This is a genomic window from Pseudomonas sp. SDO524_S393, assembly GCF_054071875.1.
This window is the reverse complement of the sequence record NZ_JBSVVZ010000042.1, coordinates 1-20,575: the sequence shown is the minus strand read 5'-3', so window position 1 is coordinate 20,575 and position 20,575 is coordinate 1. Positions and strand designations below refer to the sequence as shown.

14 protein-coding genes and 1 pseudogene are annotated in these 20,575 nt (G+C 61.6%); 9 read left to right on the top strand and 6 right to left on the bottom strand.

Translation table 11 applies throughout. From position 1 onward, the window contains the following. Nucleotides 1-13: 13 nt before the first annotated feature. From ACW9IB_RS18620 to ACW9IB_RS18605, 4 genes are all read right to left on the bottom strand, one after another. Complete coding sequence (locus ACW9IB_RS18620; protein WP_457414849.1) at nucleotides 14-796, bottom strand: HNH endonuclease; 783 nt, start codon at nucleotides 794-796, stop codon at nucleotides 14-16. Then, nucleotides 793-3,132 (bottom strand): AAA family ATPase, encoded by a 2,340-nt coding sequence (locus tag ACW9IB_RS18615; protein ID WP_457414847.1) that lies wholly within the window; start codon nucleotides 3,130-3,132, stop codon nucleotides 793-795. Before ACW9IB_RS18615 ends, ACW9IB_RS18620 begins: the two co-directional genes overlap by 4 nt. 96 nt (nucleotides 3,133-3,228) lie before the next feature. Next, nucleotides 3,229-4,065, bottom strand: a complete 837-nt coding sequence (locus tag ACW9IB_RS18610; RefSeq protein WP_457414846.1) for a 5'-nucleotidase, lipoprotein e(P4) family — start codon at nucleotides 4,063-4,065, stop codon at nucleotides 3,229-3,231. A 34-nt stretch (nucleotides 4,066-4,099) separates the two neighbouring features. Then, nucleotides 4,100-8,206 carry a hypothetical protein gene (locus ACW9IB_RS18605; RefSeq protein WP_457414845.1) on the bottom strand — a complete coding sequence of 1,369 codons (4,107 nt, stop codon included), beginning with the start codon at nucleotides 8,204-8,206 and terminating at the stop codon, nucleotides 4,100-4,102. 382 nt (nucleotides 8,207-8,588) lie between these two features. Between ACW9IB_RS18605 and ACW9IB_RS18600 the strand changes: the two genes are divergently transcribed. The 4 genes from ACW9IB_RS18600 to ACW9IB_RS18585 all read left to right on the top strand — a co-directional run bounded on the left by ACW9IB_RS18600 (nucleotide 8,589) and on the right by ACW9IB_RS18585 (nucleotide 12,054). After that, nucleotides 8,589-9,221 (top strand): glutathione S-transferase family protein, encoded by a 633-nt coding sequence (locus tag ACW9IB_RS18600; protein WP_457367322.1) that lies wholly within the window; start codon nucleotides 8,589-8,591, stop codon nucleotides 9,219-9,221. A gap of 16 nt (nucleotides 9,222-9,237) precedes the next feature. Continuing rightward, the gene (locus tag ACW9IB_RS18595; protein ID WP_457414843.1) at nucleotides 9,238-10,158 is read left to right on the top strand and encodes a LysR family transcriptional regulator; all 921 of its coding nucleotides are present in this window, start codon (nucleotides 9,238-9,240) and stop codon (nucleotides 10,156-10,158) included. Beyond that, nucleotides 10,158-11,042 carry a LysR family transcriptional regulator gene (locus tag ACW9IB_RS18590; RefSeq protein WP_457414841.1) on the top strand — a complete coding sequence of 295 codons (885 nt, stop codon included), beginning with the start codon at nucleotides 10,158-10,160 and terminating at the stop codon, nucleotides 11,040-11,042. Before ACW9IB_RS18595 ends, ACW9IB_RS18590 begins: the two co-directional genes overlap by 1 nt. A 79-nt stretch (nucleotides 11,043-11,121) precedes the next feature. Next, on the top strand, nucleotides 11,122-12,054 hold the full coding sequence (locus tag ACW9IB_RS18585; RefSeq protein WP_457414840.1) for a flavin-nucleotide-binding protein: 933 nt from the start codon (nucleotides 11,122-11,124) through the stop codon (nucleotides 12,052-12,054). Between the two features lie 321 nt (nucleotides 12,055-12,375). On the opposite strand, the gene ACW9IB_RS18580 is transcribed toward ACW9IB_RS18585, so the two are convergent. Next, nucleotides 12,376-13,863: an aldehyde dehydrogenase family protein gene (locus ACW9IB_RS18580; protein ID WP_457414838.1), complete on the bottom strand. Its 1,488-nt coding sequence runs from the start codon at nucleotides 13,861-13,863 to the stop codon at nucleotides 12,376-12,378. Nucleotides 13,864-14,112: 249 nt separating this feature from the next. Here ACW9IB_RS18580 and ACW9IB_RS18575 point away from each other — a divergent pair, with 249 nt between their 5' ends. Together ACW9IB_RS18575 and ACW9IB_RS18570 are read left to right on the top strand one after the other, a co-directional pair. Then, nucleotides 14,113-15,282, top strand: coding sequence for a p-hydroxyphenylacetate 3-hydroxylase oxygenase component (locus ACW9IB_RS18575; protein ID WP_457414836.1), 1,170 nt, complete (start codon nucleotides 14,113-14,115; stop codon nucleotides 15,280-15,282). A gap of 57 nt (nucleotides 15,283-15,339) precedes the next feature. Then, nucleotides 15,340-15,819, top strand: a pseudogene (locus ACW9IB_RS18570) (flavin reductase family protein); the annotation flags it as partial. A gap of 32 nt (nucleotides 15,820-15,851) precedes the next feature. On the opposite strand, the gene ACW9IB_RS18565 reads toward ACW9IB_RS18570, so the two are convergent. Then, nucleotides 15,852-17,174: a hypothetical protein gene (locus ACW9IB_RS18565; RefSeq protein WP_457367328.1), complete on the bottom strand. Its 1,323-nt coding sequence runs from the start codon at nucleotides 17,172-17,174 to the stop codon at nucleotides 15,852-15,854. A 217-nt stretch (nucleotides 17,175-17,391) separates the two neighbouring features. Here ACW9IB_RS18565 and ACW9IB_RS18560 point away from each other — a divergent pair, with 217 nt between their 5' ends. From ACW9IB_RS18560 to feaR, 3 genes are all read left to right on the top strand, one after another. Beyond that, nucleotides 17,392-18,891, top strand: a complete 1,500-nt coding sequence (locus ACW9IB_RS18560) for an APC family permease (protein ID WP_457414835.1) — start codon at nucleotides 17,392-17,394, stop codon at nucleotides 18,889-18,891. Continuing rightward, nucleotides 18,854-19,420, top strand: a complete 567-nt coding sequence (locus ACW9IB_RS18555; protein WP_457367330.1) for a DUF3156 family protein — start codon at nucleotides 18,854-18,856, stop codon at nucleotides 19,418-19,420. Before ACW9IB_RS18560 ends, ACW9IB_RS18555 begins: the two co-directional genes overlap by 38 nt. A 113-nt stretch (nucleotides 19,421-19,533) precedes the next feature. Beyond that, nucleotides 19,534-20,475 (top strand): transcriptional regulator FeaR, encoded by a 942-nt coding sequence (feaR, locus tag ACW9IB_RS18550; RefSeq protein WP_457367331.1) that lies wholly within the window; start codon nucleotides 19,534-19,536, stop codon nucleotides 20,473-20,475. The last annotated feature ends 100 nt before the right edge of the window (nucleotides 20,476-20,575 follow it).

Here is a 20,575-nt window from a genome sequence, read left to right as displayed (position 1 = left end):
TGCCTGAAAAAGATCAGGCGGCAGTGGCACCTGCATCGTCGAGCCGAGCCATGATTGCGTTATCCAGTTCTGCCCGGAAGGCTTCAAGCGCGGTACGTGGCGGTTCCTCCGGGGAGCCCTGGAACGCTTCCATCACCGCCAGGAACTCTGCCACCGCCGGTGTGCTTTGGCACAGGCTTTCCTTGCCGGCGATTTTGCACAGCAAGTGGGTGCACAAATGCCGGCCCTGGTCGGTGATGCCATTGAAGGCGCTCAAATAGCCGTGGTTGGATTCGATCCGAAAGAAACGCACATGCTCGTTGTAGTCGTGGTACCGGGGATGAAAAAAGTGTGCCGCCGCCGCCGGTTGCGGATAGTGGGGATGGTGCGCTGCGAATCGGCCCCAATCGTCTTTTTTCTTCAGCTCGTTGCAGTGGTAGCACGACAGCGCCAGGTTCCAGAACTGCAAGGCGAACTGTGGGTACGTGCTTTTGGGCAGGATGTGTTCGATCGGGCTGGCATACGCGTTGTTCATCAACCAGCGGCGACAGTAGCAGCAGCGGTGCTCTTGACGACGCGTCAGGAAAAGCCGCAGGGCCCGTTTGATTTTTACGCCGCTGACCTCGGATGTGACCGGGTGTACGTAGGCACTGAAGCGCGCCCACACGGTATTGTCCCGGGTCTGCGCCTGTTTTCGGAACGTGCGGATGACCTGCAAGGCACTGGCACGCAGTTTCTGTTTTTCGTGGGGCTGGGCTCGGTAGGCCTGATATTCACGGGTCATGTCACGGGGCGAGGGCAGTGTGCAGAAGGTCATGCACGTTCTCCCTGGTCCGCGAGGGCATAGGTTTCGTTAATCGCACGTTTGGCCTGCTCGATCAGGCTCAAGTCTTGCTCGAAGCGTCGTCCCTTGTTCTTGGCGCTGTCTGTCATGGTCTTGGCCATTTCGTCCAGTGTGGCGGTCATCTCATCCCTTTGGACGGTGTCCACGCGAGCCGCCTGGTTCGTCAACTGGATGGCGCGTGACACCAGGGCTGCGCAGCGCTCATGGACCTCGCGGTTATGTGGCGTATAGACCTTGAACCCTTCCAGCAGGATGGTCTCGACGGAGTGGCGGTGTTCCAGGGGAATGCTCGTCAACGCCTGGTCCCTGGCCAGAAAGCAGTGGGTGTCGGGTGCCTGGGCATTGGCGACCAGGGTTGGGGAGTGGGTGGCGATCACGAAGCTGCACTCGGCCTGTCTGGCGATCTCGCTCAACAGGCCAGGCAAGGCTTGCTGCCACTGTACATGCAGGCTGATCTCGGGCTCGTCGATCAGGAACACCATGCCGGGTTTGGCGTGGGCGGCGATCTTGCTGAACAGCGTGATGATCTGCTGCTCGCCGGAACTCAGCTGGCTGAAGCGGACGAGGTCGTTGCTTTTCTTGCGTATCAGCGCCAACTCATAGCCGCGTTGTCTGGTTTCATCCCGCAAGGGTTGATTGTCCTCGGGAATTGATGACAGCGGCCAGACATTCTGCGCCTGTCCGCCATGGCTCAATTGCCTGTCCGATACGTCGACGGGGACCAGGTATTGCTGATGCTTGAACTCAAGCTGATCCAGCGCAAGAGAGAAGAGCGCGAGTCGTGAGGGGCTGGTGTATACCTGAATCAGTTGCCTGGTCAGTGCACGTGACGCCTGCTGATACGAATGGCCGGTGCTGGCGGTGCGGTTGCCCAAATACGCGAACAGGCTTTCATCGGACGCCTTTTTCCTCAAGGGAAATCGGTCCGACAGCCCGAATGCGAGCCCGGCCGAAGGGATTCTTTTGTCGTCCAGAACACTGATCAGGGATGCCAGCAGCAGGCTCTTGCCCACACCGTTGTTGCCAATCACGTAGGCACAGAACGGCGCGGTGGAATTCGTCAGCAGATGGAGCAGAGGGCGTTGATCCAGCAACGACCATTCGGGCGGTGTTGGAGGTTTTTGCAGAAGGGTGGTGGCGGTGAGTTTCTGCCTCAGCACATCGCTGGACGGCAATAGCTCGCACACGCCAGGAATGTCCACATACCCTTTGTCGAACATCTGGGTGAACAGGCCTTTCAAAGGACCTGCCTTGACTTCAGGGTAGCGTCCCAGCCGAAACTGATAACGGCTGCTCCAGAGGTCCACGACGGCGGCGGCGAACCAGGCCGCCGATAGCGCATCCACATCGTTGGAGAGGTTCGCCAGCGGACTCACATCCAGACAAAGCGTGCGGTCGGCGAAAGCTTTTTCGGTGTTTAGTAGCCAGGCGCTGATTCGAATCTGCTGCCCTTGTGTATCGTAACTGGCCAGGTCAATGACCGCTTCCAGCAAGTCGAAGCGTTTTAGGCTGCTGATAATTGACCTTGGCACCTTGTCGGTGTTCCTGACGATTACGAGCGTCCTTTTGCTCAAGTCTTCGTCGTCGATAAGTTGTGAGAGTGTCTGGAGCGTTTCGCCTTGAAGAGCGTCCAGCGACGGCAAAGCGTCGATTACTGTCAGGCCTATGACGCTGGCCAGTTCCGGAGTGTAGACAGGAGTGGACTTCAACCCGTGCAGGAGTAATCGCAGACTTACTAGATCGCCATAACCAAACGCGGCTGGAAGATGAAAGTACTCGGCTTTCGTGTGTCGGCGGCGCTCGACAACAAAAGGCTCACCCGAGTAAGGGAAAGCATCGATCAGCCCGTGTTCGGCAGGTAACAATCCATTGGTTAAGGCTGCGACGATAGAAGGATGGCGTGGATCTACGCCATAAGCGTGGTGCACGGCTTGTAGAAAAATAAAATCGAACACATGCACGATTTCATCGTTGGATTTACTCGCTATGTGTTTGACGATTCTGCTGGCCAGACTGGTGAAGGCGCGGCTATGCAATACGGAAATGATTTCTTCGGTCTCGCGCGCTTCGAACTCACACGCGAACATCAAGGCATCCACGCGCTCGGAAATATCGTCGCCCAGGACGGGCTGATCTAGTTCGGCTCGCGCTCTAAGCAGCACACGAGGGCTAATGGCGTTGGAAGCGATCGCTAGTATATAGAGCACCAAACGATGGAATTGATGACCCTGGAGCTGGGTAAAAAGAGTCTGTTGTTTTTTGAGGTCCTTGAGCAACAAGTTGGCTTGTAGGTCTCTTTCATCAAGCATGTGATGATCCCTGAGGCGTTGCGCGCTAACGGTGTTAGGCAGATATGGGGTAGTGGCTCAATAGTATCATCTTGCATATCGCCACCCCCAACGCCATCACTCCTGCAATTGCAGCGCCTTCTGTTTCATCAGCCGTTTGCGTTCGAACGGCAACTTCTCGTCATCCCCATACGGTGCGCTGTACCAGCTGCCGTAAGTCGGGTTGGGCAGCAGGAACCAGCGCTGGCCCAGCCAGTTCAGGTAAGGCGCCACCGCCTTGCGCTGGGCGTCGAGGCTGTTGTGTTCGGCCTGCACGAAGTCGCCCAGGGAATCGCCGGCCATCAGCAGCACCCGCGCATGGGCGGCCACCCACTGGCGGCGGCAATCCTTGCCGTAGCCGGCGCTTTCGCAATGGCCGGTGGGTGTGCTGGCGGCGAGTACCTGTTCGTCGCGCTCCACCGGAAACCCGCGCAGGCGCAGGTTGGCGACGGTGGCCGCGACCTGGCTGTGTTCGCGGTTGGTGAGGTAGTAGACCGTGATGCCTTTTTGCCGGGCGGCTTGCAGGAAGGCCACCGAGCCCGGCAACGCCTGGGCCTTGGCCTGGTCGACCCAGGTGTTCCAGCGGTCGTAGGAATAGACCTGATTGTTGACCACATCGCGGGCGTTGAGCGGCACGTTGTCGAGCAGGGTTTCATCGATATCCACCACCACCGCCGGCGGCAGCCCCTTCAGGTTACGGGGCGGGAAGGGCAGCGCGTCCCAGCCTGGATCGGCCAGGGCCACGTCCAGTTGGCGGGTGGCGTTGGCGAACAACTGGCGGTAGATCAGCTCGTGTTCGATGGAAGTCTGGGTCCAGAGCACGGCGTCGAGTTGGTCGTCGGGCGGTGGAGTCTGCTGGCAGCCGGTGAGCGCCGAGGACAGCAGGCAGACGCTGGCGAAGATCAGGTTACGCATGGAGGGCAGCCTCGGAAAGGAGCCGCGCCGGGTATCACACCCAGCGGTGCTGTCGGTAGTCATGGACGATGGTTCGCAGGGTCGAATGGATCTTTTTGTCATCAATCAGTTGTTGCGCCAGGATATCCCGGTCCGGGCGGTCGGCCTTGCAGAAGGCAACGACCACCAGCCGACCCAGCAGCGCATCCAGATGATGCAAGGCCGCGAAGTGGGCCTGGAGTTCGGTGACGGACAATTGGCGGTAGAGCCGCTGGAAGGTTTTGTCCAACTGATGGCCCAGTCGGCCCTTTTGCATGGAACTGAGAGGGCCGATGGAGGGGCTGCGAAGAAGGGCTAATGCAGTCTGGTCTGCACGCGCCCAGTTTTTGTCAAATAGATGTATATCCATCACCCGGCCCATCAAACACACTTGTGATTGTGTTGGCTCAGGTTGCAAGGCAAATTCGACCAGTTTATCCAGTACGCTGTCACTCAACTGCAAACCCTGCATGCTCAAGGTTCTCTGCAATTGGTGGATCAGATGGACGTTCAGCTCGGCGGGCTGACCTTCCGTGGCGTTCAAGAGCATCAGGATGGTGTGTTCGGCGGTCATCATGGTGGTGCCGGTAACCAGCAATACCTGAGACGCGGGTTGGGCTCTGGTGTGGCGCTGCGTTTCATTGAGCGCCCACTCAAGTAGTTGGGTATACCCGACATCTTCAACGTCAATCAGCGCGTGTTTGATCAGCAACTCAAGCAACAGATAGACGGATTTACGCTCGTCATCGCGATGAGAAGTCGCAGCTTCCAGGCAGAGGTACCGCAGCTTCTGGGCGTATGGCAACGCTGCGGCGTGCATACCTTGCCAATCCTCCGATCCGGACGCTTGGATCAGTGCGGAGATCGCCGTGCTCCTGGCTTTATCGACGACCGCCAGATTCAAGGTCATACCTAGATGGTGGGGGGTGCGAATGAGCTTTGGCAGCCATTTACGCAATGCCGCCATGTGGTGCGGATAGTCTTTCGGGGTTGCCATGATGGTGGCGAATGCACCCTGAGCGGTGATGACCTCATCGCTCAGTGCTATGGGCAAAAGATGCGCGAGGCTTCTACTGTCCAGCCAGTCTTGGGTAGACAGTTGCGTAATGAATGCTTCCAGGGAGGGAGGGCATTCACCTCGTATTTTCAATTGCCCCACAAAATGCAGCGTGCATCTTGCTGCTTCTGATTGGCTCCACTGTCCGCTGGTGTTCGTTATCTCGATGTTCTCCAGCAATCGTTCACATTGCTGGATCGCCAGCGTCCGTGTTACACAAGTAGAGGCTGACTGGCGCAACAGCGGAGTTACAAATTGGCCAAGCAGGACGCGAAGGGCCCCAGGCTTCTGATTGAGATCCAGCCGGGCGAGCAATTGGCAATGAATGTGCTTGAAACCTGTGCAATCAAGCTGTGCCAGGGTAGACAGCTGCAACCTTAGGGTGGTGCTTTCAATCAGTGGCAGGCTGTCGCCCTGTATGTCGCACAGCTTTGGAAATCGTGACCACAAGGTCACCAGGCAACGCGTTGCGGCAGGCACAAGAGACAGTGCGTTTTTTCCACTCCACCGCAGTAATTGAGTCGCCAGATAACGCGCCTGGTCCTCATTAATGGTTTTGGCACAATGGGCAAGGAAGTCCAGAGTCGTTTCTTTTTCTCTTAACTGGTGCAGGCAGCTTATGGCAATGTTCAATACAAGGTCGGCATCCGTGCGCAATCCTCCCCGAAGAATATTCGTCACGATCTGAACAAGATACCCGCTGTCTTTTGCTGCATGGCGCAAGCGACTTACCAGATCATCATCAATCAAAGCCTTGCACGCCGGCCAGTCGAGGGGCGACAGCCAGATCATCATTCTTGATGTCCAGTTCACGACCTCCCAACTCTGATAAGCCTGGCTGGCCAGGATTATTGAATGGACTTCACCGGCCCGGGTCGGTGCCAAGTGATGGATCAACTGGCAGTAACGTTTCAGGACCTCGACAGAACCCTCGCGTGCCTTGTTCAGCACATACGCACGCGCCGGCTCATAACCATCTTCACTCATCATATGCAGACGCAGGGCTGCACCTTGCGGTCCGGGATGGGACTGATTGAGCAAGGCCTCAAGCGTGGCGTCCATCGCATGGGGTTCGAATGTGTGCTGGTGGGCGCAGTGCCAGAGCTGGTGTTCACGAATGGGCAGTTCGAAACTGTCATCGGCGTGGGTCAGCAGGTCATCCATGCAGTGAGCCGGGTCGTAGCCCGATTGTTCGGCCAATGCCAGGCCCGCGATGTATTCGAAGAACGTCTGGTGAAAGAACTCTACCCGTGAGGCGGTTCGCCGCAGCAGGTGACGGCTGATCAGTTCGGCGCGGTCGTGCTCGGTGATCCCCAGTTTCTCCGCCTGATTGAATTTCTGCTGGCTGAGCGCGGGAACGCGTAATGAAAACATGGCCAGGGCAATTTTTTTGGCTGCCTCTGAAAGGTCCTTGCCGGCGCTGGCGGCTTTGGGAATGCCCGCGCGTTGATCCCCGGCGACCCGCTCCTTGAAATATTGCCAATACAACTGTGCGGAGTTGATGTTCTCCGGGACTTCGGCAGGCGCGTAGATTTCGAACAGCATGCGCAACGCCAAAGGGTTGAGGCAAACCTCCCGAGCCGGGCGGCCCAGGGCAACGAGGTCTGTCAGTCGCGTCGCATGCAGGGCAGCTTGCGCGTTGGCGTCTGCATTCGGGTAGAACGCCGCGCAATAGGTCTTCAATGCCTGGGCGAATTCCTCGGGGTCGTATTCACCCAGGTATAGCCTGACGGCTTGCTGCGTCAGTTTCTCGAACTTGATGTCGGCCACTTCTTCCGGTCTGGTGGAGAACACCAGCGAGGCCCCGTGCTCCACGAGCTCGTAAAGCAGCGCCAATGCGGGTGTGGACAGTTCCACGCTGTGCATCAGTACGTCGAAGGTATCCAGGTACACCACGAAGCGAACACCACCATCGCGCAGGGTGGCCGCACGGTTCAGCAGGGTGCCGCGGACCCTGTCGAACTGCCCCTGCTCGATCAAGGTGGCGAGTTGCGTTGCCGCCAGCGTCAGGGTTGCGGTATCGCCACGCGCACTCCAGCGGCGGTGGCACCCCCAGAGCAGGCTGCTCTTGCCGAAGCCGGCGGGTGCAATGACTGCGATCAGTGTGCCTTCGCCCGACGCCAGGTCCACAGCTTCGATCCTTCGGTCGATCTCGGCTTCGAGGCTTCGCGGGGTGTACACCTCTTCCAGCATGATCTGCCGGTGACCGCCATCCTGCTCGTTGGCCCGGGCGATGGCCAGCGCGGAGGTATCCCGGGCGCGGTCCAGAAACGCAATGGAGAAATCGCCCCGCAGGGCGTTTTTGATATCCAGCAGATGCGCCAGCACCTCGTCCCTGTCCACCACCACGCGGGTTTGAAAGAAGCTGGCGAAGATGGCGTCGCGCTGTGTGAGCCAGATGGCCAGGTCAATGCCCTGAACCAGTTTGAGCTTGATCTTGCCCAGAATGTCCCGTGCATAGGCCAGCGATTCGGCCTCGCTTACCGCCTGCAATTTCTTGAACGCCTCGCGCGCTTCGCGCACTGCGTTGGGCAACAGGTCGGGATTGTTCTTCAGGGTGGTTGTTGTCTCGCGGAACAGCGACGAGGTTTTGTCGTTGGCCGACCTGGACAGCATCAGCACATAGGTGAAGTTCTGCGGGTCCGGCATCAGTTCGGGATGCTGTCGGGCCGCCAGAATGAACCGGCAGATCTGGCGCAGGGCGTCGGGTTGCTCGAATGGCTTTGCATAGTGCTTGCATTGCACAGCCCCGACCGCAGTGCCTTTGCGATAGAGCGTCACGTCGCGGCCCATATCGCCCGAACCTTGCATCAAGGCCGTGTCGTCGTGGTCGATGCCCAGGTTGCACTGGGTCTTTGCATGGGAGCCCTGGCCGTCCTGGAACAAACGGTAAGCCAGCAGCTCGAACTCCCTGTCGTCCAGCACCTCGACCGGCACCTTCCAAGGCACTGCGTCCAGCGCAGGCTTGGCCAAAACCTTGTCCAGTTGGTCGCTGAGCAGGCTGTCAGGCACACGCACGGGCGTATCGTCCATCGGCACAGGTTGGCCCTGATCCAGGTTGGGCATGCAGCGACTCCATCATGAACGTGACGATTGGCGAGCAATCGAAAGCGGCAAAGCATACTCGATTTGCCGGCCACTCAAATGGAGAAATGGGGTTGTAAAAGCGGACTTGTGGAGGCAAGCCAGCGGGCATCGCCGCGTGGGGTTTCGTTGTGGCGCCAGGTTCCGGTGTATATTCTGGCGCGGTGTCAGGCGCCGGGGGGGCTACGATGACTTCATGCGGGCGGAACCGGACGGGCCGCTGAAGATCACGCTCATCCTGGAATGGTTCGGTGAGTGATTGTTTCGTCGAATGAAATGCTGGATTGTAAATCCTGGTGATTCCATCGATCAGCGCAGCAGGGGAACATGCCCGTCGTCAACCACCCACTCTCTGGAGCTTCCCATGTCCCAGCCTGCGATCAAACTCTACGGTTTTCCTTTGTCCGGCCACTCCCATCGGGTGGAACTGATGCTGTCCCTGCTGGGCCTGCCCAGTGAATTCGTGCTGGTGGACCTCAAGCAGGGTGCCCACAAAACCGCGCAATTCATTGCCGAGATCAACAGCTTCGGCCAAGTGCCGGCGATCAATGACAACGGCACTGTCCTGGCCGACTCCAATGCCATTCTGGTCTACCTCGCCACGAAGTACGGCAAGGGCCAATGGCTGCCCAGCGATCCGGTCGGGCAGGCTCGCGTACAGCGTTGGTTGTCGACCGCTGCCGGCCAACTGCATGCCGGGCCTGCGTCCGCACGCCTGGCGGTGGTCTTCGGTGCCGAACTCGACACCGTGGCGGCCATCAGCCGTTCCCACGCGCTGTTGCAACTGCTGGAGCAGCAACTGAGCCAGAGCCGTTTCCTGGCCAGCGAGCAACCGACCATCGCCGACGTTGCTTTCTACACCTATGTGTCCCACGCGCCGGAAGGCAATGTGTCGCTGGCCGACTACCCTCATGTACGCGCCTGGCTCGCCAGCATCGAAGCCCTGCCAGGTTTCGTCGGCATGGTTCGCACGCCGGTCGGTCTGCAATCCCAGTAATTTTTCAGAGGCGCCGATGGATCGATTTCATGAAATGCAGGTATTCCTGGCGGTGGCCGAGGAGGAGGGCTTCGCCGCCGCCGCGCGCCGCCTGAAAACCTCGCCGCCCAGTGTGACCCGGGCCATCGCCGCCATGGAAGAGCGCATCGGCACGCAGTTGCTGGCGCGCACCACCCGCAGCCTGCACCTGACCGAAGCCGGCCAGCGTTACCTGGAAGACTGCCGACGCATCCTCGCCGAACTCGATGAGGCCGAGGAGGCGGCGGCGGGCAGTTATTCCATCCCCTGCGGCCACCTCACGGTGACCGCGCCGGTGCTGTTCGGCGAGCTGTTCGTGGCCCCGGTGCTGGGGGATTACCTCGACCGTTTTCCGCTGGTGAACCTCAATGCGCTGCTGGTCGATCGTGTGGTCAACATGACTGACGAGGGTGTGGACGTGGCCCTGCGCATCGGCCATTTGCACGAGCCCGGGCAACATGCGATCAAGGTCGGCGAGGTACGCCGGGTGGTGTGCGCATCGCCGGCTTACCTCGACCGACACGGGCGGCCTTCACACCCTTCGCAACTGCGTGAAGCCAAGATCGCCACGTCGTCCTCCAGCCTGCTGGTGAGCGAGTGGCAATTTGTCGATGACGGCCAGCCGCTGACCGTGACCATCGAACCGCGTCTGGTGGTTACGGCCAACAACGCCGCGATCAACCTGGCCCGCCTGGGTTGGGGCATGACGCGGGTGCTGTCCTACCAGATCGCGGCGGCCGTGGCGGCGGGTGAGTTGGAGATCGTGCTGGAAGCGTTCGAGCCGGCACCGCTGCCGATCCAGGTGGTGTACTTCAAGAACGGTCGCGTACCGGCCAAGGTCAATACGTTTGTGGATTTCCTCACCCATCGCCTCAGCCAGGATATCGCGCTGAACCCGTCGCCCAAGCGGCCCGACTGATGGAACGTTATCGCGACATGCAACTGTTCGCGGCCCTGGCCGGGCACACCAGCCTGGCTTCGGCGGCGCGTGATGCCGACGTCTCCGGCCCGACCCTGGTGCGTGCGATTGCGCGGCTCGAAGCACGCCTGCGAGTCCCGTTGCTGCAACGCAGTACCCGGGGTGTAAGCCTGACCGACGCCGGCAACGCCTACATGGGCGACTGCGTGCGCCTGCTCGCCGCCGTGGACGCCGCCGAAGCCTCGGCCAAGGGCTTGCACGTGCAGGCCCAGGGCAATGTGCGGGTGTTCCTGCCGTTTCTGTTCAGCCGCTACGTGATGGCGCCGATCCTGGCCGGCTATATGGATCAGTACCCCGACGTCAGCCTGGTCACCCGTTATCACGACTATTACCCGAACCTGCACGAAGAAGGGCTGGACGTGGCGATTCTGGTCGGTGAGCTGCCCAGTTCATCGCTGATCGCACGGCCTGTGGGGCATATCAAGTATGTCCTCTGCGCCAGCCCGGCTTACCTGGCGGCCAAGGGCGAGCCCCGGCACCCCGAAGACCTCAAGCAACACCGTCTGATCGCCAGTGCCGACCAGGTGCACTGGGACTTCCAGGGCGGACAGCTCAGGGCACGTGCACGGCTCAGTTGCGCCACGGTACAGGGCGCGATCAATGCGGCGGTGCATGGCGCCGGGCTGATTCGTTGCCAGAGTTACGCGGTTCACGAGCATCTGCTCAATGGCCAGTTGCAACGGGTACTTCCTGCCTATGAACTGCCGGCGTTGCCGGTGCACGTGGTCTACCGCGAGGGTCGCAATGCGCCGATGCGGGTGCGCAGTTTTGTCGATCATTGCGTAACGGCACTGCGCGAGCACCCGGCATTTCAGTTGGCGTAACAGTGGATTGCCTGCCGTGTGCATTCCTCCGGCGGCGGGCAGGGTGCAGCATGGGCCCATCCAACTTGAGGTGACTGCCATGAACCCGATCGAACGCTCCCCCTGGCATGCCGGTGAACTGCAATTGCAGGAAAGCGCCGGCGTCGTCGACCGCATGGCCGTGGTCGGGCCCAAAGTGATTCGCGACCATCTGCCCGAGCAGCACCGGGATTTCTACCCGTTGCTGCCTTACCTGGTGCTGGGCGCGGTGGATGAGCAGGGCGTGCCGTGGGCCACCCTGGTGGAGGGTGCGCCGGGGTTCGTGCACTCACCGGACCCGCAGACGTTGCAGATCGACAGCCTGCCGTCCAGCAGCGACCCGGCACACGGGGCGTTGCACCCCGGCGCTTCGGTGGGCTTGCTGGGCATCGACTTGAATACCCGCCGCCGCAACCGCATGAACGGCCACATCGGCAACCTGGATCACGAGGGTTTTTCCGTGGACGTGGTGCACACCTACGGCAACTGCCCCAAGTACATCCAACTGCGGCCGGTGGATTCGATTGCGCGTAAACCCGGCACCCAGGTTGAACGCGTCAGCGGCCTCGATGGGGCGGCTCAATCGCTGATCCGCCAGGCTGACACGTTTTTCGTCGCCACCTACGTGGACAACGACGGCGAGCGCTCGGTGGATGTGTCCCACCGTGGCGGCAATACCGGCTTCGTGCGGGTCGACGGCAACGTGCTGACCATCCCCGACTTCACCGGCAACATGTTCTTCAACACCCTTGGCAACCTGCAGGTCAACCCGGTGGCGGGGCTGCTGTTCATCGACTTCGAGTCGGGGGACGTGCTGCAACTGTTCGGGCGCACCTCGCTGATCCTCGACGGGCCGGAAGTGGCGGCATTCGAAGGCGCACACCGTCTGTGGACCGTGACCGTGGAACAGCTGGTCCGCCGCCCGGCGGCGCTGGCGCTGCGCTGGCAGTTCAGCGAATTTTCGCCGCACAGCCTGGCCCAGGGATCGTGGTAAGCCAAGCTCCCATGATGAGCCCCAACAAGCCCGCCGCGTTTTTCCTGATACCCATGCGGCGCCCGGTTTGGGGCCGCTGCGCGCCTCAGCGCAGGACAAGCCTGCTCACCACAGTGGTTCTGTGTTGAGCCAGATGGATGTGGGAAGGACGCGTTTTTTGTAGTGAGCGGGCTTGTCGAATCGTCGCACCGCCCGCGCTGGGCTGCGAAGCAGCCCCAACAAGCCCGCCGCATTTTTCCTGATACCCATGCGGCGCCTGGTTTCAGGGCCGCTGCGCCCCAGCACGGGACAAGCCCGCTCACTACAGGAAGGGGATTCAGCTCAATACCGAATCATCACCGACTTGAGCTCGGTGTAGTCCTCGATGAATGCGCTGCCGAACTCGCGGCCCATCCCTGAAGAACGATTGCCCCCAAACGGTACCGCCGGGTCGAGCAGGGTGTGCATGTTCACCCATACGGTGCCTGCCCGGAGAGTCGGCACGCTGCGCAGGGCCTTGCCCAGGTCGTTGGTCCACAGGCTGGCGCTCAGGCCGTAGGGGCCATGGTTCATCAGTGCCAGCAGTTCGTCTTCGCTGTCGTAGGGCAGGAAGGTGGCGATGGGGCCGAAGGTTTCTTCGTTGAGCAGGGTGTCACTGGGGCTGTTGGCCAGGATCACCGTGGGTTCGATGTAGCAGCCGGGACGGTCGATCAGGGTGCCGCCATGGATGATCGTGTTGTGTTCGGCGCGGGCCTGGGCGCAGTAACCGAGCAGTTTCAGCTGGTGCTGGCGATGGGTCACCGGGCCGAATTCGGTGCGTTCGTCCAGCGGCGAACCGATGGTCAGACGGCTGAGGCGCTGCTTGAGTTTTTCCAGCACCGCCTCGATCTGCGAGCGGTGCACGTAGAAGCGCTCGGCGGCGGCGCAGATTTGCCCGGAGTGCAGGAAACCCGCTTCGATGACGCCCTCCACGATCTTGTCCAGGTCCATGTCGGGCAGGAAACCGGCGGCATTTTTGCCCCCCAGTTCCAGGGTCGCACGGGTCAGGCCGGCGCCCATGGCGCTGCGTCCGACGGCAATGCCGGTGGGCACGGAACCGGTGAACGACACCTTGTGGGTGCCCGGGTGTTCCACCAGGCCCCTGCCCACATGCCCACCGCCGGTGAGCACATTGAGCACGCCAGGCGGCAACCCGGCCTCGATCGCCAGTTCAGCGATGCGCAGGATCGTCAGCGGTGTGAATTCGCTGGGCTTGATGATGATGCTGCAACCGGTCACCAGGGCCGACGCGAGTTTCCAGATGGCGATCATGGTGGAAAAATTCCACGGCACGATGCCCACCACCACGCCTACCGGTTCACGCAGGGTGAAGGCGGTGTAGCGTTCGCCGTTGAACGAGGGAAGCGACGGCGTAAGGGTCTGACCACTGAGTTTGGTGGCCCAACCGGCGTAATAGCGCAGGAAGTGTGCGGCCTGGTCGACCTCGAACGCGCGGGAAACCTGGATGATCTTGCCCGACTGGCACGTCTCGATCTGCGCCAGTTCTTCGCGATGACGCTCCAGCAAATCGGCGAGTTTGAGCAGCACGTTGCCGCGCGCTGCGGGCGCGGTTTGCGACCAGACCTCAAAACCCCGGGTGGCCGAGTCGACCGCGAGGTCGATGTCGGCCAGGTCCGCGTCCGCGACCCTTGCGATCACCTGATTGTTGGCCGGGTTGGTCACGGCCAGGGTCTGGTCGCCATGGCTGCGTACGGTGACGCCGTCGATAAACAGCCCATGGCGGCGACGCAAAAAGGCTTCGACGTGGGGCAGCAGCGGAAGATCGCTCATGGCAGGGTCCTGGCAGTTCACAAAGGAAAAACCGAGGGTAACCAGCGCGGGGGCGAGGCGCTTGTCTGTGCCTGCCGCAGGCTATGTCTGTGGCTGCCACCGCGCTGACGGCGCCCTGTGAAAAGTACAACCTTGCCTGTGGAACGTGCATTTTCGGCCTGGGCGACGCGGTCGATACTGGCCCTGCACCCCGCGCTGTTCCTTCAGAGGGATCAAGCGTCGGGCTACTAATAACAAGCAGGGCCGTCCATGAAAAAGCCAAACCCGCTCCTTGAAGACCTCAAGCCTCTCTTGCCGATCATTGCCGCGAACGCCAGCCTTGCCGAGCGACAACGCCAAGTGCCGGATGAAAACATCGCCCTGCTCAAAAGCATCGGCCTGCACCGGGCTTTTCAACCCAAGGCTTTCGGTGGCCTGGAGCTGTCGCTGCCGCAGTTCGCCGATTGCATCGCCTTGCTCGCCGGCAGTTGCGCGAGCACGGCCTGGGCCATGAGCCTGCTGTGCACCCACAGTCACCAGTTGGCGCTGTTCTCGGCGCAATTGCAGGCAGAGGTCTGGGGCGATAACCCGGATGCCACCGCCAGCAGCAGCATCGCGCCGTTTGGCCGGGTAGTGGAAGGTGAGGGCGGTGTGTATTTCAGCGGTGAAATGGGCTGGAGCAGCGGCTGCGACCACGGCGAGTGGGCGATTGTCGGCTGCCGTCGACAGAACGCCGAAGGCACTCTGGATTACTGCTTTGCCGTGCTGCCGCGCAGCGACTACCAGATCCGTGATGACTGGCACGCCGCCGGCATGAAAGGCAGCGGCACCAAGACCCTGATCATCGACAACGCCTGGGTGCCCGAACACCGCATCCAGAAAGCCAGGGACATGATGGAAGGCAAGTCCGCAGGTTTTGGCCTCTACCCCGACAGCCAGATTTTCTACGCGCCGTACCGTCCGTATTTCGCCAGTGGTTTTTCCACCGTCAGCCTGGGCGTGGCCGAGCGCATGCTCGAGGTGTTCCGCGAAAAAACCAAAAACCGCGTGCGTGCCTATACCGGCGCAGCGGTAGGCGCGGCGACGCCGGCCTTGATGCGCCTGGCCGAGTCCACCCATCAGGTGGCCGCCGCCCGTGCCTTCCTCGAAAAGACTTGGCAGGAACACGCCGAACACAGCGCCGCGCAGCGTTATCCGAGCCGCGGAACCCTGGCGTTCTGGCGCACCAACCAGGCCTATGCCACCAAGATGTGCATCGAGGCCGTCGACCGGCTGTTCGCCGCCGCCGGCGGCAACGCCTGGTTCGAACACAACGAAATGCAGCGCCTGTTCCGCGACTCCCATATGACCGGTGCCCATGCCTATACCGACTACGACGTCTGCGCGCAGATCCTTGGCCGTGAGCTGATGGGCCTGGAGCCCGACCCGAGCATGGTGTGACAACGACTTTTCACTACAACCATCAGGGCGCCCCTCGACGGTGCCCGGGAGCCTTGCATGTCTGACAGCCGCCTTTTCGACCCACGGGCCTTTCGCCGCGCCCTGGGCAACTTCGCCACTGGCGTGACCGTCGTCACCGCCGCCACTGCCTCCGGGCGCAAGGTGGGCGTGACCGCCAACAGTTTCAACTCGGTATCCCTCGACCCGCCGCTGGTACTGTGGAGCATCGATAAACGTTCCAACAGCCACGCGGTGTTCGAGGAGGCCAGCCATTTCGCGGTGAATGTGCTGGCAGCCGACCAGGTGCACCTGTCCAATAACTTCGCGCGCCCCCGTGACGACCGCTTCGCCCTGATCGAGTACGAGCCGGGAGAAGGGGGATCACCGGTGTTCGCCGATTGCTCGGCGCGGTTTCATTGCGAGAAGTACCAGCAGGTGGACGGCGGCGACCACTGGATCATGATCGGCAAGGTGGTGGCCTTCGACGATTTTGGCCGCTCGCCGCTGTTGTATCACCAGGGCGCATACGCGGAAGTGCGGGCGCTGCGTCCGTGCGCGCCCGAGGGGGGTCAGAACGGCACGGCCACCACCAACTGACTGTAGACGTTGGTGCCGTTGCCGCCGACCTGGTTGCCGCCGGTCTCTGCCGACTTGTCGGGTTTGTAGAGGCCGAGCAGCGGCGTGATGATCAGGTGTTCGTTCACCGCCCATTCGGCGTACAGGTCCAGCTCGCGGCCATCCAGGTTCAACTGGCCCCGGGTGCTGACGGTGTTGTAGTCGAAGAACAACGCGCCCAGGGTGAGGTTTTCCACGGGCTTGACCTTCAACGCCACGTGTTGCACCGCCGTGTTGCTGTTGTACGGGCCGGAATAGTTGCCCGCCACTTCGCCCTGGACCCAGGTGCCGTAGCCACGGTTGAAACCTGCGAACATTCCGTCCCAATCTTTTGAATAGCGCGCGTAGCGGTAGGTCAGGTCCGGCGACCAGGGCAGGTCGGCGAAGGTGTAGCCCGCTTCGGCGTAGCCGGCATTTTGCTGGCTGTCGCGACGGTCCTGGCGGGCCAGTTCGAAGGCGAAGTGCGCGTTGTCGATGCCGGCGCTGCCGCTGCCACGCACGCTGTAGAGGTTCATGCCCTTGCGCTGGCGTTGCAGGTCGGTGGCGTAGCGTTCGTCCACATCGATACCGTGCAGGTAAGTGAGCCCCAGGGTGCCTGGCGCGGCGCTGTATTCCAGGGTCCCGGCGGCCATTTCGCTCATGGCCTGGGCCGGGTTGTCGGATTTGAACCACATCAGGCTGCCGTGCACGCCGTCCTTGCCGCCCAGGCGAATCACCGCGGTCTTGTCGAACGCATGGCGCGCGGCGATGTAGTAGGCGCCGCCGCGATTGAACTGCCCGTCGCCCACGCCCTTGCCCAGGTTGGGGCCGTCATCGTTGACGATAAAACCGTCGCCCAGGGTGATGATCTGCCGGCCAAACGACAGGTCCACGCCGTCCTTGCCCAGCGCCGGGAACAGCTCGCCGGAGCGCCAGCCGGCGAAGGCTTCGTCGAACTTGGTGGTGCGCTCCTTGCCCGTCGTGACCCCGGACGCATCGCCATCGCCCCAGGTGCCGGAACTCACCAGGTTGGCCGTGCCGTACACCCCGCCGAAGTGGCCCAGGCTCTGGTCCACGCTCAGGCCGTACTTGATGAACGCTTCGCGCCAAGTGGAACCGCCGGTGCGACCATCGTAGTTTTTCGGGCTGTTGAACAGACCGTATACGGCAAGGAAGTTGCCGGTGACTTTGGTGTCGGCATCGGCGTACAACTCGATGGCCTGAACCTGGCCGGCGAGCAGGGCGATGCCCAGGCCGACCGTCTGGCGCAAGCGACGGTTTTTCAGTGAGTGCTCCATTGTTATTGTCCCCAGCTTGGTTAGAGTGAGGGCGCATTAGGGCGAGTGGCACAGGGGCAAGTCTTTCCTCTGCGTGCCAGGGAATTGACCCTGGCCGCCAGGCCGCGTGGCGTGGCAGGCAGCAACAAAATCGGCGGCAGACAGGGGCAAGACGACCAACCCGGGTGGGGCGCAGAGTGCCAACACACTAAAAAAAACCGCTTTCGAGGACCCCACCATGTCGATCAACGACCGACTCACCGCGCACCTCAACCGGGGCACGGTAGGTTTCCCCACCGCATTGGCCAGCACCATCGGCCTGATCATGGCCAGCCCGGTGATTCTCACCGCCACCACGGGGTTCGGCATCGGTGGCGGTGCGTTTGCCCTGGCGATGCTGATTGCCGTGGTGATGATGCTGGCGCAGGCCACGACGTTTTCCGAAGCCGCCTCGATATTGCCCACCACCGGTTCGGTGTATGACTACATCAACTGCGGCATGGGCCGGTTCTTTGCGATCACCGGCACCTTGTCGGCCTACTTGATCGTGCATGTGTTCGCCGGCACCGCCGAGACGATCCTGTCCGGGGTCATGGCGCTGGTGAACTTCGAACACCTCAATACCCTGGCGGAATCGGCCGGTGGCTCATGGTTGCTGGGCGTGGGCTTCGTGGTGGTGTTCGGCGTGCTGAATGCCTTCGGTGTCAGTGCGTTTGGCCGGGCGGAAATCATCCTCACCTTCGGTATGTGGACCACGCTGATGGTCTTCGGTGTGCTGGGCCTGATCGCCGCGCCGGCGGTGCAACTGGACGGCTGGTTCGGTGAATCGCTGGTGGGCACCGACCTGGTGACGGTGCTGTCGCTGGTGGGCATGGCGATGTTCATGTTCGTCGGTTGCGAGTTCGTCACCCCGCTGGCGCCGGACCTGCGCCAGTCGGCCAAGGTGATGCCGCGCGCGATGATGCTCGGGCTGCTGGGGGTGGCTTCGTGCATGTTCATCTATGGCGCCGCGATGAAGCGCCAGGTGGAAAACCTGGTACTCGACGCCGCCACCGGTGTGCACCTGCTGGACACGCCCATGGCCATTCCCCGGTTCGCCGAACAGGTCATGGGGCAGATTGGACCGCTTTGGCTGGGCATCGGCTTTCTGTTTGCCGGCGCGGCCACCATCAACACCTTGATGGCCGGCGTGCCGCGCATTCTCTACGGCATGGCGGTGGACGGGGCGTTGCCCAAGGTGTTCACCTACCTGCACCCGCGCTTCAAGACGCCGCTGGTGTGCATTCTGGTGGCGATGCTGATTCCCTGCCTGCACGCGCTGTACCTGGGCGGCAACACCGACAACATCCTGCACCTGGTGCTGGCGGCGGTGTGCGCGTGGAGCTTTGCCTACCTGCTGGTGACGGTGTCGGTGATCAGCCTGCGCATTCGTCGGCCCGACCTGCCACGGGCGTATCGCTCACCGTGGTTTCCGCTGCCGCAGATTGTGTCGAGCATCGGCATCCTGCTGGGCATGTGGTTCATCACACCCCCCGGGATGAACCCGGCCGACATTTACGTACCGTTCGGCGTGATGCTGGGTGGTACGGCGGCGTATGCGCTGTTCTGGACCCTCGTGGTGCAAAAGGTCAACCCGTTCAAGCCGGCCTCCGTGGAGGAGGTGCTGGCGAAGGAATTCAGCAATCAACCAGGGCAGGCTGATGATGGCTATGGCGACTTTGCGGCAAAAACTGTTTGAACTGTTGCGCGCCGACCGCGCCCCGACCGGTTACCGGCCCGGGGTGACCCTGGCCCACCTGCGGCGCAACCTGGGGCTGGCGACGCTGGAAATCGAGGGGCGGGCGTTCGAGATTGTCGAGCGCACCGAGTCGCAATGGCTGATGCACCTGGTGCTGACCGAGTTCGTGCTGCGCATTCCTGCTTCGACAGGTGGTACCGGCAGCTTCGAGGTGCACCATGGCGGCGCGATTCGACGCAGCGGGCTGCGCGTGCGCCGCCGCTCGGGCAACCAGGCGCTGGGCCGTGAATTGCAGGCGCGATTGCAGGCGGACACCGAGCTGTTCCAGGCGCTGATGCCTCTGGATTTCAAGCGCCTGCGCATCGAACTCGAGGACCAGCAATGGTGCGTGCGCCTGGAGCACATGGGCGGCAGCGAGGTGGTCAATCGCCTGCCCGCATTCCGACGTTACATCGCCTTGAGCCTCGTACAGCGCGAACATTTGCTGACGAGCCTGGCAGGTTTGCAGCGGGTTTTATCTCACCTCTGAATGGCACTCTTAATGCTTGCGTAATGGCCGTCAGGTTAAGTGTTGCGTGCATATAGATAACATGTTAACTATTGCGCGAGAACAACAAAAAGAAGCCATTGCGGAGACACCCCATGAGCATTCCACAGCAGGTACACGATGGGCTCGACACCTGGAACCGCGAACTGCGCGACGCGTGCGGGCATTTCGACACAGAGCTGGCGTTCAACCGCTCGCTGTTCATTGGCGAGATCCACAACCTCCCGCGCGGCCTGGCCATCCTGCGCACCAATGCCGGGCTGATCAAACGCCCGGCGCACCACGCTGATCACGACAATGACCAGGATTGTTTCCTGGTCAGCCAGCGCAGTGGTTATTCGCAGATCGTGCAGAACGGCCAGACCCTGCAATTGGCCCCCGGCGAGATGCTGTTGATGGACTCGGTGGGCTCCATCGAAATCACCCCCTTCGGCCTGATCGAACACGCCTCCCTGTCGCTTTCGCGCCCCGAGGTCTGCAAGCACCTGGGCGGCGAGGCTCGGGCCTTCGGCAAGATCTCCTCGACCAAGGCCTGCGGGCGCATGCTGCATGTGCTGATGGACCAACTGTGCAAGGACGACACCGAAGACGGCGGCGGTGAAGTGGAGGCCCTGCAAACGGCGTTCGTCTCGCTGTTGGGCTCGGCCCTGGAGCATGGCGATGAGTGCCGTGAAGCCCTGGCCTCGTTGCAGGGCACCAACCTGCGCAGCTATGTGCAGAAAGTCATCGACGAGTCACTGAGCCAGCCAGGCCTGAGCCCGATCGGCCTGGCCAATCGGCTGAACATCTCGGTGCGGCATTTGTACCGCCTGTTCGAGGAGCAGGACGACAGCGTCTGCCGCTACATCCAGCGCGCCCGGCTCAAACGCAGTGCCGATGACCTGACCAACCCGTTCCTGCGCAGCGAGTCGATCACCTCGATTGCCTACAAATGGGGGTTTACCGACTCGGCGCATTTCAGCCGCTCGTTCAAGAAGCAGTTCGAACAGTCGCCCAAGGATTTCCGGTCGAGCCGGATGCAGGCGGTGGGGGCATGAACCTGCGTATGCGATCTTGAAACCGAAACAGAACCAATGTGGGAGCGGGCTTGCTCGCGAATGCGGTGTGTCAGTCAAAGAATAGGTTGGCTGAACCACC